Source organism: Streptomyces sp. NPDC036822 (assembly GCF_055609145.1).
In genome coordinates this window covers 164,752-178,780 of record NZ_JBVJPY010000007.1, presented here as the reverse complement: position 1 = coordinate 178,780, position 14,029 = coordinate 164,752, and the positions used below count along the sequence as shown (strand labels likewise).

Below are 14,029 nucleotides of genomic sequence, written 5' to 3'. Positions count from 1 at the left end.
AGGCCGGGCGGTCAGAAGGCCGGGGCGGGTACCGGCGGACCGCCCAGCGCGTCGCGCCGTTCGGGCATCGCGAGGTTCACCATCTTGTGCCAGCCGCCGACGCGTTCGTACGCGTACATGCCGTGGATGCCGGCGACGAGAGCCGCGGACTTGACCGTCGGCCACTTCAGGATGCGGCCCATGTGCCCCATCACGGCGAGGCTGACGTCCCGGTAGATCTTGATCTCGGCCAGGGCGGACTCGCGCAGGGTCCGGTGGATGAGGCGGCCGTGCCCGGCGTACGCGAGGCGGAGCAGCTCCTCGTGGCAGTACGCGAGGTGGTTCTCCTCGTCGTCGCAGATCATGTGGATGGCCTTGCCCAGCTCGGGGTGGGTCCCGAAGTACGTGACCAGCATGTCCATCTGGTCGGCGGCCCGCTGCTCGGTGACCCGGCTGTGGGAGAGGTAGACGATGATGTCCCGCTCGCTCAGGGGCTCCTCGCGACGCAGCTTGTCGTGGGGAAGGCCGATGCCGTTCCGTTCGAGCAGCATCGTGTAGTCGGTCTCCGGCGGCACCTGCACGGGGTCCAGGCCGCGTTTGCGCAGCAAGGCGTGGAAGATCCGGCCGTGCTTGTCCTCGTCGGCACCGTGTCGGGTGATCTTGGGGGCCAGCTCGCGCATGCCCGGCGGGACGAGCGCCGCGATCCGGGCGTTCTCCCAGCCTCCCTGCGCCTCGCCGCTGGCGGCGATGGAGCAGAAGAGCCGGAAGGCCTCGTCGTTGTCGATGATCTCCTGGAACAGGCCCTTGGCCGTGAGCATTGCTGCCACCTCCATGCGGGCGGCCGCACGCCGCACGTCCGCAGACCACGAGTCAAGTGCGCGGGGGCGGCTCGGGCAACACGAGGGCCCGCGGGACTCGGCCGAAAGACGGAGTCCCGCGTCCGTAACCCGCCGCGCGGTGGAGCGTTGTGCTACCTGACGGCCGTGGCGGGGAAGACCCCCCGAGCCCCCACCACGGCCGCAGACTTCCGGGACCCGGCCGGCGCGAGACGCGCCGGTCCGGGGACTACGCCAGGCCCGCCAGTTCCAGGGCCTCGGTGCCCGCCCGCAGGGCCGCCACCCGCTCCTCCAGGGTGAAGCCGGCCGGGGCGAGGGTCAGGGTGGTGACTCCGGCGGCGGCGTAGGCCTTCATCCGGTCCGCGATGCGCTCGACCGAGCCGAGGAGGGTGGTCTGGTCGATCAGCTGCCGCGGCACGGCGGCCGCGGCACCCGTCTTGTCGCCCGACAGGTACTTGTCCTGGATCTCGGCGGCCTGCTTCTCGTAGCCCATGCGCTGGGCGAGCTGGTTGTAGAAGTTCTGCTTGCGGCTGCCCATGCCGCCGACGTACAGCGCGGTGTACGGGCGGAAGAGGTCGGCCAGCGCGTCGATGTCGTCCCCGAGGGCCAGCGGCAGGGTGGGGTGGACGTCGAAGCCCTCCATCGTCAGCCCGGCCTTCTCGCGCCCCGCGCGCAGATGGCGCAGCGCGGTGTCCTCCAGGTGCTCGGCGGAGGGGAAGATCAGCAGCGCGCCGTCGGCGATCTCGCCCGTCTGCTCCAGGTTCTTGGGGCCGATCGCGGCGATGTAGAGGGGGATGTGCTCCCGCTGCGGGTGGACGGTGAGCTTGATGGGCTTGCCCGGGCCGTCCGGGAGCGGGAGTGTCCAGTGCTCGCCCTCGTAGCTGAGCCGCTCGCGGGTCATCGCCTTGCGGACGATCTCGACGTACTCGCGGGTGCGGGCCAGCGGCTTGTCGAACTTGACGCCGTACCAGCCCTCGGAGACCTGCGGGCCCGACACGCCGAGGCCGAGCCGGAAGCGGCCGCCGGAGAGCGAGTCGAGGGTGGCGGCGGTCATCGCCGTCATGGCCGGCTGCCGCGCCGGGATCTGCATGATGGCGGAGCCGACGTCGATCCGTTCGGTCTTGGCCGCCACCCAGGAGAGCACGGTGGGGGCGTCGGAGCCGTACGCCTCGGCGGCCCAGCAGACGTCGTAGCCGAGGCGGTCCGCCTCCTGGGCCACCGCGAGATTGTCGCCGTCCATACCGGCGCCCCAGTAGCCGAGGTTGATGCCGAGCCTCATGACCGCTCCCTCTTTACTGATCAGTAACGTCCCTTGTGGCGGACTCTAGCGCGCGGGCACGGGATCCGTCAGGAGGAGGTTGTCCACAGGCTCTCTCCGCGTGGGGCCATGGCCAGTAATCTCGCGCCCATGGAGCAGAGGCATCTCGGACGTACCGGCCTGCGCGTGTCCCGGATCGGGCTCGGCACCCTCACGTGGGGCCGCGACACCGACGAGCACGACGCCGCCGACCAGTTGAAGGCGTTCTGGGACGCGGGCGGCACGCTGGTCGACACCGCGGACGTGTACGGCGGCGGCGAGGCGGAGTACCTGCTCGGGCAGCTCATAGAGCGACTGGTGCCGCGCCGGGATCTGGTCATCTCCACGAAGGCCGGCAGCGTGCCGGACCCCGACCGGCGGATGGACGGCTCGCGCGGTCATCTCCTGGCGGCGCTCGACGCCTCCCTGGAGCGGCTGGGCACCGACCACGTCGATCTGTGGCAGCTGCACGCCTTCGACCCCCACACCCCTCTGGAGGAGTCCCTCCAGGCCCTCGACATCGCGGTGAGCAGCGGCCGGGCCCGCTATGTCGGGGTGTCGAACTTCTGCGGCTGGCAGCTGGCGAAGGCGGGCACCTGGCAGCTCGGCGCCTCGGGCGCGGCCAGGACCCGGCTCGCGGCGACCCAGATGGAGTACTCGCTGCTGCAGCGGGGCGTCGAGCGGGAGGTGCTGCCTGCGGCCCTCGATCTGGGGATAGGCCTGCTGCCGTCCTCGCCTCTGGGGCGCGGTGTCCTGACGGGGAAGTACCGCCACGGCACGCCCACGGACTCCCGGGGCGGCTCGGAGACGATGGCCCCGTTCGTGGAGCCGTATCTGGACGATCCGGCGCGCAGGATCGTGGACGCGGTCGCGACGGCCGCGGACGGGCTCGCGGCGACGCCGTTGCAGGTGGCCCTCGCGTGGGTGCGGGACCGGCCGGGGGTGACCGCCCCGATCGTCGGCGCGCGCAACGCGCAGCAGCTCGCGGCCGCGTTGTCGGTGGAGACCCTTAGTCTTCCTGACGAGATCTGCCGGGCTCTCGACGATGTGTCGGCGCCCGTGCACCGCTATCCGGACCAGGACTGGAGCACCCTGTGACCGAGCCTTCCCGGGAGACCCCTCCCGAGGCCGCCGAGCCCGTGCCGGGCGAGAACGACGACGCCCTCGCGGGGACGTCCGCCGCGGAGGTCGTGGCGGACGGGGCGGGGGACGGCACGACGGACGGTGCGACGGACATGACCGCGACGGCGGACCGGGACACGAACCCCGCCGACGCAGGCGACGAGGCCGAGCCCGGCACCGATCCGGGCGACGCGGCCGAGCCCGCTCACGAGGCCGAGCCCGCCGAGGGGGGCGAGGCCGGGGCTGTCGGGGCTTCCGCCGAGGCGGAGGCCGAGGCCGCGGCGAAGGCGGCCGAGGTCTCCGAGGCGCAGGCCGAGCTGGCCGCGCAGCGGGAGCTGCGGGCCCGGATCGAGCAGCGCAAGGCGGAGAAGGACGCGCCGATCGCCGCGGGCACCAAGCTCAGCGGCAAGGCCGCCGACCTGCTCGCCGCCGTACGCGCCGTGGAGAGCGGGACGACCTCGGGCCCCGCCTTCTTCGAGGAGCCGGAGCCCGCGCCCCGGCGCCCCTCCCCCGCCGCCACGGCCACGCCGGCCCCGGTGGCCGCGCCCGTGCGCCCGGCGCCCCGGGAGTCGGCGGCGGCCCCCGAGACCGTCGCGGCCGTACGGGAGGTCCTGACCCGGGGCGGAGCCCCCGAGACTCTCGCCGGTCAGGTCGCCGGCGTGCTCGGCGAGAGCGCCCCGCAGGCGTTGCTGGACGACCCCTGGCGACTGCTCTCGGTGCCCGGCGTGCGCCCCGAGCACGCCGACGGCTTCGCGCGGGCCCTGCTCGGCGCGGAGTGCGGTCCTGGCGACTCCCGGCGGGCCGTCGCCCTCGTCGTCTGGCTGCTCGAACGTGCCGCGACCCAGGGACACACGGCTCTGGAGGCCGCGCACGTCAAGGCCGAACTCGCGAAGCTCTCCCTGCCCGACCCGGACGGGGCGGTCCAGGAGGCGATCTTCGAGGGCGCGGTCCTCGTCTTCCAGGAGGAGGAGGCGGAGCCGGCGCACCCCGACGACGAGCAGCCGGACGAGGAGGAGCCGGCGACGCCCGAGGAGGCGCCGGGCGCTCCCGCGCCCGTGCTGCTGGGACTCGACCGGTACGCCCTCGCCGAGGAGAGCCTCGCCGACGGCCTGGCCCGGCTGGTCCGGACCGTCTCCGGAGAGGTCTGGGAGGGACCCGATCTGGTCCGCGCCGCCGGGGCGCACGGTCTGGTCCTGCACACCGGCGGCGAGGCGTCCCGCGCCGAGGCCGTCGCACTCGCCGGCGCCGCCCGCGAGCGAGGGCTGCGCGTCGCGGTCGCCACGCACAGCGAGAACGGCCGCCATCGCCTCGACGGTGACGCGGTCACGGTCGCCGCTCTGCTCTCGGGCGAGGCGGGGCCCGGGCGCGACGAGGAGGGCGCGCTCGCCCTGGACCTGCTCGTCGTCCTGGACGCTCCGCAGCTGGACGTCGAGAGCGGCGCGATGCTGGTGGAGTCCCTGAGGGACGGCTGCCGGCTGGTTCTCAGCGGCGACCCGGGCGTCCTCGGTGGCGCGGGCGCCGGCAGGGTGTTCCCCGATGTCCTGGCGTCCCGCGTGTGCCCGCAGGTCGCCTCCCGGGTTCCCGACCCGGGCCCCCTCGGCGAGCTGGTCTCGGGCATCGGCATCGGCGAGCTCCTGCAGGTCGAGGCCCCGGGCAAGGAAGTGGTGATCGTCCCCGTCCGGGACGCGGGCGAGGCGGTCCACCGCACGGTGCAGCTGGTCGCCGACTCCGTTCCGCGGGCGATCGGGGTGCCGCCCGAGCAGACGCAGGTCATTTCGGTGGGCCACGGCGGATCGGCGGGGACCCGTGCGCTGAACGCGGCCCTGAAGCAGCGGCTCAACCCGGGCCCCGGGCGCTTCGGCGGATTCGACCCGGGCGATCGGGTGGCCTATGTGCCGGCTCCGGGCCGGACGGTCGCGGGCACGGTCGTCTCGGCGGACGCGGAGGGGCTGCGTCTGACGTCGGAGAGCGGCGAGAGCCTCGTCGTACCGAAGGAGCGGGTCGAGTCGGAGCTGCGGCACGGCTGGGCGCTCACCGCCCACCAGGCGGCCGGCTCGCGCTGGCCCGCCGCGGTCGTGGTCCTGCCGGGCGACGCGGCCCAGGGTCTGAGCCGGGCCTGGGTCTATACCGCCTTCGGTCGCGCCGAGCGGCATCTGTCGGTCGTCCACGGCGTGGACCAGGCCCTGCCGAAGGCGGTCGCCGAGGGCGTACCGCCGGACCGGACGACCCGCCTCCGGCCGCTCCTCGAGGCCCTGCTGGCGGACGTCGAGGAGTAGGCGGCGCCCGACGGGTCCCGTCCCCGTGCCGGCCTCCGACGGGTGACGCCCGGACGGCCCCGGAACGACGAAGGGCGGACCACCCCGCGCCGGGTGGTCCGCCCTCTCGCGGTGCGTCAGGCCCCTCGCGGGTGCGTCAGGCCTTCTGGTGCCTCAGGTCGTCGTCCGGTTCGTCGTCGAAGACCGCGCTGACGTCGAAGCGGCAGACGATCCGCTCGGGATCGGCGTGCTCGAAGGGGGCGCTCAGCCAGTCCCCCGGCTCCGGCAGGTCCTCGGCGGCCGACACCCAGAGGGTGGAGTCGCCCTCCTCCAGGCCGAACTCCTTGTGCCGTGAGGCGATTTCGTCCGGTTCGAACTCGCCGAAGAGCAGCCCGAGCGCCGCGTGGGTGCCCGCGGCGACCACGGGGGGCATCGCCGAGCCCTCCTCCTCGCTCTCCAGATCGGCGATGCGCTGGGCCTGGGCGATCAGCCGCTGCGGCTCCACCACGGCGTAGTCGCGCCGGATCAGCACGCTCAGGGCGTGCGGCTCCTCGGGTCCGGCGTACGGCGGCAGGGAGTCGTCGGCGCCTGGGATCTCGAAGGGGGTGACCTCGTCGTACCGGTCGTAGAGCCGCTCGTCGTAGGCCTCGGCCGCCGCGGCGAGGGCGTTGAAGGCTTCGTAGACGGCCGGGTCGTCGTCCCCCGTGCGGCGTTCGACCGCCGCGAGGTGACGGTCCAGTGCGGCTTTGACCGCCTCGGCGGCGGCACGTACCTCGGCAGCGGTGGGCTGCGCAGCATCAGACATGAGACGCACGCTATCCGTAGCGGGCCCGTGCCCGCACAATAGATGCGATGCCGGAATACGAATTTGTCGACGTGTACGTGCCGCGTGGCGTCTCCCGCAAGGAGGCGACGCGGCTGTTGACCGACCATGCCGAGTACGGACACTGGGAGTTGGACCGTCTGAGCCTGCACCGCGACGGCAGTCGCAGGGTACGGCTGCGGCGGCGCATCATCCGTCAGGTCCGCGCCACCTGGTGACATGACAAGGGGCCCCGCCGTGCGGGGCCCCCTCGTTCCGTACGGCCACCTCGGCCGGTTCCGGCCTATCTCGCCCTGGCTGCGATTCCCTAGGCGGACTGGCGGGCGCGGCGGTAGATCACGGAGCCGGCGAGGAGCAGGGCGGCGCCGGCCGGGACGATCAGCCCAAGCGGGCCGGACCCGGTCTCGGCGAGCTCTTCCGTGGCGCCCGGCTGCGTGACGGTCTGTGTACCGGGCGTGTTCGGCCACTGCGGAGCGCCGGGACCGGCGGGCCCGCCGTCGTCACCCGGGTTTCCCGGCGTCCCGGGGTTGTCCGGGTTCCCGGGGTTTCCCGGATTGTCCGGGTTCCCGGGGTTGCCGGGGTTGTCCGGACCAGGGTTTCCGGGGTTGCCCGGTTCCCCCGGGTTGCCCGGCTCCCCGGGGTGGCCCGGGTGCGTCGGCTCGATGCCGTTGCCGCACTCGTTGCCGAACGACGGGTTGATGGCGCCGATGCCCGTGATGCTGTTCCCGCAGACGTTCACGGGGACGTGGATCGGAGCCTGCACGACGTTGCCGGAGGCGATTCCGGGTGAGTTGGCGGCGCCGCCCTCGGCCGAGGCACCGCGATGCCGGCCCGTCGGGCCCGGCTTGGAGACGTTGGCGCATGAATTGCCGAACGTCGGATTGATCAGCCCGACGACACTGACGGTGTTCCCGCAGATGTTCACCGGAGCGTGCACCGGCACCTGGACGGAATTGCCGGACGCGATGCCCGGGGAATTGGAGGCCGTACCGCTCGCACCGGAATCCGCGTGCGCGTAACCGCCGCCGAGGGCGATGACCCCGCCCGCGGCCGCAACGGTGATCAGGCCTTTGCGCGTGACCTGTCGCATAGGTGTGTTCCCTGCCTTTTCGGCTTCTGCCTGCTCGGCTGACAAGAGGCCCGCGGGCGCGGCGCCCGGGGCCGGAAATGCCCACCGGCCCCGGAGTGCATGGCACGCACTCCGGGGCCGGCCTGGGGCTCAGACCCTGTGGGGGTCGAGGCTCAACGTCAGGCGTTGACGCAGGTGTTGCCGAAGGCGGGGTTCAGCAGCCCGATCACGGAGACCGTGTTGCCGCACACGTTCACGGGGACGTGAACCGGCACCTGGACGACGTTGCCCGAGAGCAGACCGGGGGAACCGATGGCGGCACCCTGGGCACCCGAGTCGGCAACGGCCATGCCCGCACCCGCGAGAACGAGACCGCCCGTGGCAGCCGCAGCAGCGACGACCTTCTTGATCATTATTCCTCCTTGTTGGCAATGCGGTCCCAACCGCGGACCGCACCACCTGTAACGAGGAGGACCCATTGGGGCTACGAGCCTATGAGCGCATTCACCCTTTCCGGTCACTTAGCACGTGCGGCCGAATGACGTTCGAGCCATGTCGATCCGGCCACCTCGGTCACGAGGCGTCGATGAACCGGTCGAGGACCCGGGCGCCGAAAGTGAGGCCGTCGACCGGGACGCGCTCGTCGACGCCGTGGAACATGCCGGCGAAGTCGAGCTCCGGGGGCAGCTTGAGCGGTGCGAAGCCGAAGCAGCGGATGCCGAGGTCGTCGAAGGACTTGGCGTCGGTGCCGCCGGAGAGCATGTACGGCACGGCCCGGGCGATCGGGTCCTCCGCCTTGAGGGCCAGCTGCATGGCGTCGACGAGGTCGCCGTCGAAGCTGGTCTCCAGGGCCTTGTCGCCGTGGACGTCCTCGCGCCGCACGCGCGGGCCGAGGATCCGGTCCAGGTCGGCCAGGAACTCCTCCTCGTAACCGGGCAGGAACCGCCCGTCGACGTGCGCGGTGGCCTGCCCCGGGATGACGTTGACCTTGTACCCGGCGCCGAGCATGGTCGGGGCGGCGGAGTTGCGCAGGGTGGCGCCGATCATCTTGGCGATGCCGCCCAGCTTGGCGAGCGTGGCCTCCATGTCCTCGGGGTCGAGCGGGGTGCCGAGCGCGTCCGACAGCTCGTCCAGGAAGGACCGTACGGTCTTCGTCATCCTCACCGGCCACTGGTGGCGGCCCAGGCGGCCGACGGCCTCGCACAGCTCGGTGATGGCGTTGTCGTTGTTGGTCATCGAGCCGTGCCCGGCCGTGCCCTCGACGGTCAGCCGCATCCAGTGCATGCCCTTCTGGGCCGTCTCGACGAGGTAGAGCCGCAGGTTCTCGTTGACGGTGAAGGAGAAGCCGCCGACCTCGCCGACGGCCTCGGTCACCCCGTCGAAGAGGTCCCGGTGGTGGTCGACCAGGTGGCGGGCGCCGTAGGTGCCGCCGGCCTCCTCGTCGGCCAGGAACGCGAGGACGATGTCGCGCGGCGGCTTGCGGCCGCTGCGCATCCGGTCCCGCACGACCGCGAGGGTCATCGCGTCCATGTCCTTCATGTCGACGGCGCCCCGGCCCCAGACGCAGCCGTCGGCGATCTCGCCGGAGAAGGGGTGGTGCGTCCAGTCGTCCGCGTTGGCCGGCACCACGTCCGTGTGGCCGTGGATGAGGAGGGCCGGCCGGGACGGGTCCTCACCCTCGATCCGGGCGACGGTGGAGGCCCGCCCCTTGTGCGACTCGATGATCTTCGGCTCGAGACCGACCTCGGCGAGCTTCTCGGCGATGTACTCCGCCGCCGCCCGTTCGCCCGGGCCGGAGTGGTCGCCGTAGTTGCTGGTGTCGATGCGGATGAGGTCGCGACAGAGGTCGACGACCTCGTTCTCGGCGGTCACGCCGTTCCCACTCCGGGCCGTGTTCGACTCGCTCACGCTGCTTCCTCCCACTACGTGCCCCACATGGTTGCTGGTGGTCCCCCTCATCCTCCCGCGCCCGGCCCCGGGCACCCAAGGGCGGCCCCCGACGGACACGCGCCCGTCACACGCCCCGTACGCGTTTCGCGCCGGGAAGGGGTGGTGATCGGCCACTCCGAATGTTTGCTATGGTTTTCCACGTCGGAACGGCCCAGCGGCCGGAAAGACAGACACCTTGTCCGGGTGGCGGAATGGCAGACGCGCTAGCTTGAGGTGCTAGTGCCCTTTATCGGGCGTGGGGGTTCAAGTCCCCCCTCGGACACCAGCGAAAGACCCCACATCATGTGGGGTCTTTCTCGTTACGGCGGTGGGACCGGTGAGACGCAGAACGAGGATCCCCACGGCGCCGTTGCCGCAGCGGGAGGGGATCGATCCGGCGCGGGTGCGGCTGCCGGTGGATCCGGACGGCCGCTGGGCCACCGTCGGCGATCATCTGCGGGACCGCTTCGGGGGCGCGATCGGCGCCGGCCGCGTCGAGGAGATGCTCCGGGACGGCCGTTTCGTGGCGTCGGACGGCCCGGTGACCGGGCGGGAGCCGTACGCCGCGGGCCGGTGCGTCTGGTTCCACCGGGACTTCCCGGCGGAGGAGCCGGTGCCGTTCAGGGTCGGGGTGGTGTACCGGGACGAGCGGATCGTGGTCGCCGACAAGCCGCACTTCCTGGCGACGATGCCCCGCGGACGGCATGTGACCGAGACGGCGCTGGCTCGGCTGCGCCGCGATCTGGGGCTCCCGGAGCTCCAGCCCGCCCACCGGCTCGACCGGCTGACGGCCGGCCTGGTCCTCTTCGTCGTACGCCCCGGTGACCGGGGCGCGTACCAGACGCTGTTCCGGGACCGGCGGGTGCGCAAGGAGTACGAGGCGGTGGCACCGTACGATCCGGCGGTCGCCCTACCGGTGACGGTACGGAGCCGGATCGTGAAGAAGCGCGGGGTGATGGCCGCCCGGGAGGAGCCGGGCGAGCCGAACAGCGAGAGCCGGATCGAGCTGGTGGAGCGGAGGGGCGGGTCCGGGCGCTACCGGCTGCTGCCGGCCACCGGGCGCACCCATCAGCTGCGGGTGCACATGAACGCCCTGGGGCTGCCGATCCTGCACGATCCGGTCTATCCGGTGGTGCGTGCGGACGGGCCGGAGGACTACACGCGGCCACTGCAACTGCTCGCGCGGACGCTGGAGTTCACCGACCCGGTCTCGGGCGTCGAGCTGCGGTTCGAGAGCCGGCTGGCCCTCGCCGGGCTCGGCGGCCTCAGTGGCCCCGGCTGATCCACTCCTCCAGGTGCGGGGCTTCGGCGCCGATGGTCGTGGTGTCGCCGTGCCCGGTCCGTACGACCGTCTCCGGGGGAAGGGTGAGGAGACGGTCGCGGATCGAGTCGACGATGGTGGGGAAGTCGGAGAAGGACCGTCCCGTCGCGCCCGGGCCCCCCTGGAAGAGGGTGTCGCCGGTGAAGACGGTGTGCAGGTCGGGGGCGTACAGACAGACCGCTCCGGGGGCGTGCCCGGGGGTGTGCAGGACCTTCAGGTCGGTGCCCGCGATGGTCAGGGTCTGACCGTCGGCGAGCTCGCCGTCGGGGGTGTGGTCGGGGTGGGTCTGCTTCCACAGCGGCTGGTCGTCCGGGTGGAGCAGGATCCGGGCGCCGGTGGCGGCGGCGAGGGCCGGGGCGGCGTCGATGTGATCGTTGTGCGCGTGGGTGCAGACGATCGCGCGGAGGGTGCGGCCGTCGAGGGCGGCGAGGATGGCGGGGGCGTCGTGGGCGGCGTCGATGACGATCGCCTCCGTGTCGTCCCCGACGATCCAGACGTTGTTGTCGACGTCCCAGGTGCCGCCGTCGAGCGAGAAGGTGCCGGAGGTGACCAGGTGGTCGATGCGGGTGGCCATCAGAGGACCACCACCGAGCGCAGGACGTCGCCCTCGTGCATGCGGGCGAAGGCCTTCTCGACGTCGCCGAGGCCGATCGTCTCGGTGACGAACGCGCCGAGGTCGACGCGGCCCTGCTGGTGCAGGTCGACGAGCATCGGGAAGTCGCGGGAGGGCAGGCAGTCGCCGTACCAGGACGACTTGAGGGCGCCGCCACGGCCGAAGACGTCCAGGAGCGGCAGGTCGAGCCGCATCTCGGGGGTGGGGACGCCGACGAGGACGACGGTGCCCGCGAGGTCGCGGGCGTAGAACGCCTGCTTGTACGTCTCGGGGCGGCCGACGGCCTCGATGACGACATCGACGCCGAAGCCGCCGGTGAGCTCGCGGACGGCCTCGACGGGGTCGGTGGAGCGGGAGTTGACCGTGTGGGTGGCGCCCATCGAGCGGGCGGTCTCCAGCTTCCGGTCGTCGATGTCGACGGCGATGATCCTCGCCGCTCCGGCGAGGCGGGAGCCCACGATCGCCGCGTCGCCGACGCCGCCGCAGCCGATGACGGCGACGGTGTCGCCGCGGCCGACGTTCCCGGTGTTGATGGCGGCGCCGATGCCGGCCATGACGCCGCAGCCGAGGAGTCCGGCGACCTCGGGGGCGACGGACGGGTCGACCTTGGTGCACTGTCCGGCGGCGACGAGGGTCTTCTCGGCGAAGGCGCCGATGCCGAGGGCCGGTGAGAGCTCCGTGCCGTCGGTCAGCGTCATCCTCTGCCGGGCGTTGTGGGTGTCGAAGCAGTACTGCGGGCGACCGCGCAGACAGGCCCGGCAGGCGCCGCACACCGCCCGCCAGTTGAGGATCACGAAGTCGCCGGGGGCCACGTCGGTGACGCCGGCTCCGACCGATTCGACGACGCCCGCGGCCTCGTGGCCGAGGAGGAAGGGGAAGTCGTCGTTGATGCCGCCCTGCTTGTAGTGGAGGTCGGTGTGGCAGACCCCGCAGGCCTGGATCCGCACCACGGCCTCGCCGGGGCCGGGATCGGGGATGACGATCGTCTCCACCCGTACGGGCTCGTTCCGGCCGGGGGCGACGACCCCCTGGACCTGCTGCGCCATCGTGCACTTCCCTTCCTCGGTAAGCCTCTTGGCTACCACTATCTCCTGACAAACGGCGAGACCCCCGCAGATCGTGCCCGCGGGGGCCTCGCCGTTTCTCCGTGTGTCCGTACGGAGGTCAGCCCTTGTGGGACGCCTCGGTCGCGCGGACGCGTCCCCGGACCAGGAACCAGCCGCCGACGAGCAGGAGCCCGATCAGCGGGAGGCAGTTCACGGTGGTGCGGCTGATGCCGCCGTCCATCCACATCAGGACCAGGACGGAGCCGAGGAAGACCAGCGTGACGAGCTGGGTGTACGGCGCCCAGGGCAGCTGGTAGCCGGGGCGGGTGACCCGGCCGTCCTTGGAGCGGTGCCAGAAGAGCAGCGAGCAGACCATGATCATGGCCCAGGTGCCGATGATGCCGATGGAGGCGAAGTTCAGCACCAGTTCGAAGGCGTCGCCGGGCATCACGAAGTTGAGCACGACGCCGAGGACGCCGAAGCCGGCGGTGAGCAGGATGCCGCCGTAGGGCACGCCGCCCTTGTTCATGACGCCGGTGAACTTGGGCGCGGAGCCCGACAGCGACATGGAGCGCAGGATCCGGCCGGTCGAGTAGAGGCCGGAGTTCAGGCTGGAGAGCGCGGCGGTGAGGACGACCAGGTTCATCACACCGGCGGCGCCGGGGATGCCCAGCTTGTCGAAGACCGTGACGAAGGGGCTCTGGTCGCCGGAGTAGGCGGTGTACGGCAGGAGCAGCGCGAGGAGGACGACGGAACCGACGTAGAACAGGCCGACGCGCCACATGATCGAGTTGATCGCTCGCGGCATGATCTTCTCGGGGTTCTCGGTCTCGCCGGCGGCGACGCCGCACAGCTCGACGGAGGCGTACGCGAAGACGACACCCTGGATCAGCAGCAGCATCGGCATGACGCCGCTCGGGAAGATGCCGCCGTTGTCCGTGATGGTGGACAGGCCGGGGGTGTGGCCGCCGACCTCGTGCGAGGTCGCCACCAGGAAGATGCCGATCAGCATGAAGGCGACGAGGGCGCCGACCTTGATGATCGCGAACCAGAACTCCATCTCGCCGAAGTACTTCACCGAGATGAGGTTCGCCGCGAGGACGACCGCGAGGGCGATCAGCGCCAGGATCCACTGCGGGACGTCGCTGAACATGGCCCAGAAGTGGGCGTAGGTGGCGGCCGCGGTGATGTCCGCGATGGCGGTGGTCGACCAGTTCAGGAAGTACAGCCAGCCGGCGGTGTAGGCGCCCTTCTCGCCCATGAACTCACGGGCGTAGGAGACGAAGGCTCCGGAGGAGGGGCGGTAGAGGACCAGCTCGCCGAGGGCCCGCACCACGAAGAAGGCGAAGACGCCGCAGACGGCGTAGGCGATGAAGAGGGACGGCCCGGCGTTGGCCATGCGGCCGCCGGCGCCGAGGAAGAGGCCGGTGCCGATGGCGCCGCCGATGGCGATCATGTTGATGTGCCGGGACTTCAGGTCCTTGCGGTACCCGGCGTCACCGGCGTCGACGTGGGGGGATGCCCCGGCCCCGGAGGGCCGGGCCGCCGGGGGTGTGGCGGACAGCGTGTCGGCCGCAGGGGAGATGCGGTCACTCATGGAGTTGTTCGCCTTCGTGAGGGGGAGGGTCTGTGCGGTACCCGGCCACGCGCGCGTGGAGGTCGTCCACGGCGCGGCCAGCGCACATCGTCACGGCAAGACGGGGCTCCTGACAGTGGCCAATGTCACTGAACGCCCATTT

The 14,029-nt window shown here is 72.0% G+C and carries 13 protein-coding genes and 1 tRNA gene; 5 read left to right on the top strand and 9 right to left on the bottom strand.

Going from position 1 to position 14,029, the window contains the following annotated elements:
- Positions 1-11: 11 nt before the first annotated feature.
- Together ACZ68P_RS18855 and ACZ68P_RS18850 are read right to left on the bottom strand one after the other, a co-directional pair.
- Positions 12-797 carry a ferritin-like domain-containing protein gene (locus tag ACZ68P_RS18855; RefSeq protein ID WP_471007456.1) on the bottom strand — a complete coding sequence of 262 codons (786 nt, stop codon included), beginning with the start codon at positions 795-797 and terminating at the stop codon, positions 12-14.
- Positions 798-1,044: 247 nt separating this feature from the next.
- Entirely contained in the window at positions 1,045-2,094 is a 1,050-nt protein-coding gene (locus ACZ68P_RS18850) for an LLM class F420-dependent oxidoreductase (protein WP_471007453.1), read from the bottom strand.
- Between the two features lie 129 nt (positions 2,095-2,223).
- Here ACZ68P_RS18850 and ACZ68P_RS18845 point away from each other — a divergent pair, with 129 nt between their 5' ends.
- Positions 2,224-3,210, top strand: a complete 987-nt coding sequence (locus ACZ68P_RS18845) for an aldo/keto reductase (protein WP_471007450.1) — start codon at positions 2,224-2,226, stop codon at positions 3,208-3,210.
- Positions 3,207-5,510 carry a helix-hairpin-helix domain-containing protein gene (locus tag ACZ68P_RS18840; RefSeq protein ID WP_471007447.1) on the top strand — a complete coding sequence of 768 codons (2,304 nt, stop codon included), beginning with the start codon at positions 3,207-3,209 and terminating at the stop codon, positions 5,508-5,510. Before ACZ68P_RS18845 ends, ACZ68P_RS18840 begins: the two co-directional genes overlap by 4 nt.
- Positions 5,511-5,646: 136 nt before the next feature.
- Here ACZ68P_RS18840 and ACZ68P_RS18835 read toward each other — a convergent pair whose 3' ends face one another.
- A complete protein-coding gene (locus ACZ68P_RS18835) occupies positions 5,647-6,294 on the bottom strand; it encodes a hypothetical protein (RefSeq protein ID WP_471007446.1) in 648 nt (215 codons plus the stop codon).
- 47 nt (positions 6,295-6,341) lie between these two features.
- Between ACZ68P_RS18835 and ACZ68P_RS18830 the strand changes: the two genes are divergently transcribed.
- Positions 6,342-6,530, top strand: a complete 189-nt coding sequence (locus tag ACZ68P_RS18830; protein WP_005319466.1) for a DUF5703 family protein — start codon at positions 6,342-6,344, stop codon at positions 6,528-6,530.
- Between the two features lie 89 nt (positions 6,531-6,619).
- On the opposite strand, the gene ACZ68P_RS18825 is transcribed toward ACZ68P_RS18830, so the two are convergent.
- The 3 genes from ACZ68P_RS18825 to ACZ68P_RS18815 all read right to left on the bottom strand — a co-directional run bounded on the left by ACZ68P_RS18825 (position 6,620) and on the right by ACZ68P_RS18815 (position 9,289).
- Positions 6,620-7,402 (bottom strand): chaplin, encoded by a 783-nt coding sequence (locus tag ACZ68P_RS18825; protein ID WP_471007444.1) that lies wholly within the window; start codon positions 7,400-7,402, stop codon positions 6,620-6,622.
- A 158-nt stretch (positions 7,403-7,560) separates the two neighbouring features.
- Positions 7,561-7,794: a chaplin ChpH gene (chpH, locus tag ACZ68P_RS18820; RefSeq protein WP_365719140.1), complete on the bottom strand. Its 234-nt coding sequence runs from the start codon at positions 7,792-7,794 to the stop codon at positions 7,561-7,563.
- Between the two features lie 160 nt (positions 7,795-7,954).
- The gene (locus tag ACZ68P_RS18815) at positions 7,955-9,289 is read right to left on the bottom strand and encodes a M20/M25/M40 family metallo-hydrolase (RefSeq protein WP_471007441.1); all 1,335 of its coding nucleotides are present in this window, start codon (positions 9,287-9,289) and stop codon (positions 7,955-7,957) included.
- A 219-nt stretch (positions 9,290-9,508) separates the two neighbouring features.
- Here ACZ68P_RS18815 and ACZ68P_RS18810 point away from each other — a divergent pair.
- Together ACZ68P_RS18810 and ACZ68P_RS18805 are read left to right on the top strand one after the other, a co-directional pair.
- Positions 9,509-9,596: transfer RNA gene (locus tag ACZ68P_RS18810), tRNA-Leu, on the top strand.
- A 51-nt stretch (positions 9,597-9,647) separates the two neighbouring features.
- Positions 9,648-10,592, top strand: a complete 945-nt coding sequence (locus ACZ68P_RS18805) for a pseudouridine synthase (RefSeq protein WP_471007438.1) — start codon at positions 9,648-9,650, stop codon at positions 10,590-10,592.
- Here ACZ68P_RS18805 and ACZ68P_RS18800 read toward each other — a convergent pair.
- The 3 genes from ACZ68P_RS18800 to ACZ68P_RS18790 form a co-directional block, all read right to left on the bottom strand.
- Complete coding sequence (locus ACZ68P_RS18800) at positions 10,576-11,205, bottom strand: MBL fold metallo-hydrolase (RefSeq protein ID WP_471007435.1); 630 nt, start codon at positions 11,203-11,205, stop codon at positions 10,576-10,578. The two genes, ACZ68P_RS18805 and ACZ68P_RS18800, sit on opposite strands and share 17 nt — an antisense overlap.
- Positions 11,205-12,290 carry an S-(hydroxymethyl)mycothiol dehydrogenase gene (locus tag ACZ68P_RS18795; protein WP_471007433.1) on the bottom strand — a complete coding sequence of 362 codons (1,086 nt, stop codon included), beginning with the start codon at positions 12,288-12,290 and terminating at the stop codon, positions 11,205-11,207. Before ACZ68P_RS18795 ends, ACZ68P_RS18800 begins: the two co-directional genes overlap by 1 nt.
- A gap of 118 nt (positions 12,291-12,408) precedes the next feature.
- Positions 12,409-13,887, bottom strand: a complete 1,479-nt coding sequence (locus ACZ68P_RS18790; RefSeq protein ID WP_471007430.1) for an amino acid permease — start codon at positions 13,885-13,887, stop codon at positions 12,409-12,411.
- Positions 13,888-14,029 lie beyond the last annotated feature (142 nt).

Excerpts from the sequence above, each read along its gene's own strand:
- ACZ68P_RS18855 (WP_471007456.1), bottom strand. The coding sequence starts at position 797 with ATGCTCACGGCCAAGGGCCTGTTCCAGGAGATCATCGACAACGACGAG.
- ACZ68P_RS18850 (WP_471007453.1), bottom strand. The coding sequence starts at position 2,094 with ATGAGGCTCGGCATCAACCTCGGCTACTGGGGCGCCGGTATGGACGGC.
- ACZ68P_RS18845 (WP_471007450.1), top strand. The coding sequence starts at position 2,224 with ATGGAGCAGAGGCATCTCGGACGTACCGGCCTGCGCGTGTCCCGGATC.
- ACZ68P_RS18835 (WP_471007446.1), bottom strand. The coding sequence starts at position 6,294 with ATGTCTGATGCTGCGCAGCCCACCGCTGCCGAGGTACGTGCCGCCGCC.
- ACZ68P_RS18830 (WP_005319466.1), top strand. The coding sequence starts at position 6,342 with ATGCCGGAATACGAATTTGTCGACGTGTACGTGCCGCGTGGCGTCTCC.
- ACZ68P_RS18825 (WP_471007444.1), bottom strand. The coding sequence starts at position 7,402 with ATGCGACAGGTCACGCGCAAAGGCCTGATCACCGTTGCGGCCGCGGGC.
- chpH (WP_365719140.1), bottom strand. The coding sequence starts at position 7,794 with ATGATCAAGAAGGTCGTCGCTGCTGCGGCTGCCACGGGCGGTCTCGTT.
- ACZ68P_RS18800 (WP_471007435.1), bottom strand. The coding sequence starts at position 11,205 with ATGGCCACCCGCATCGACCACCTGGTCACCTCCGGCACCTTCTCGCTC.
- ACZ68P_RS18795 (WP_471007433.1), bottom strand. The coding sequence starts at position 12,290 with ATGGCGCAGCAGGTCCAGGGGGTCGTCGCCCCCGGCCGGAACGAGCCC.
- ACZ68P_RS18790 (WP_471007430.1), bottom strand. The coding sequence starts at position 13,887 with ATGAGTGACCGCATCTCCCCTGCGGCCGACACGCTGTCCGCCACACCC.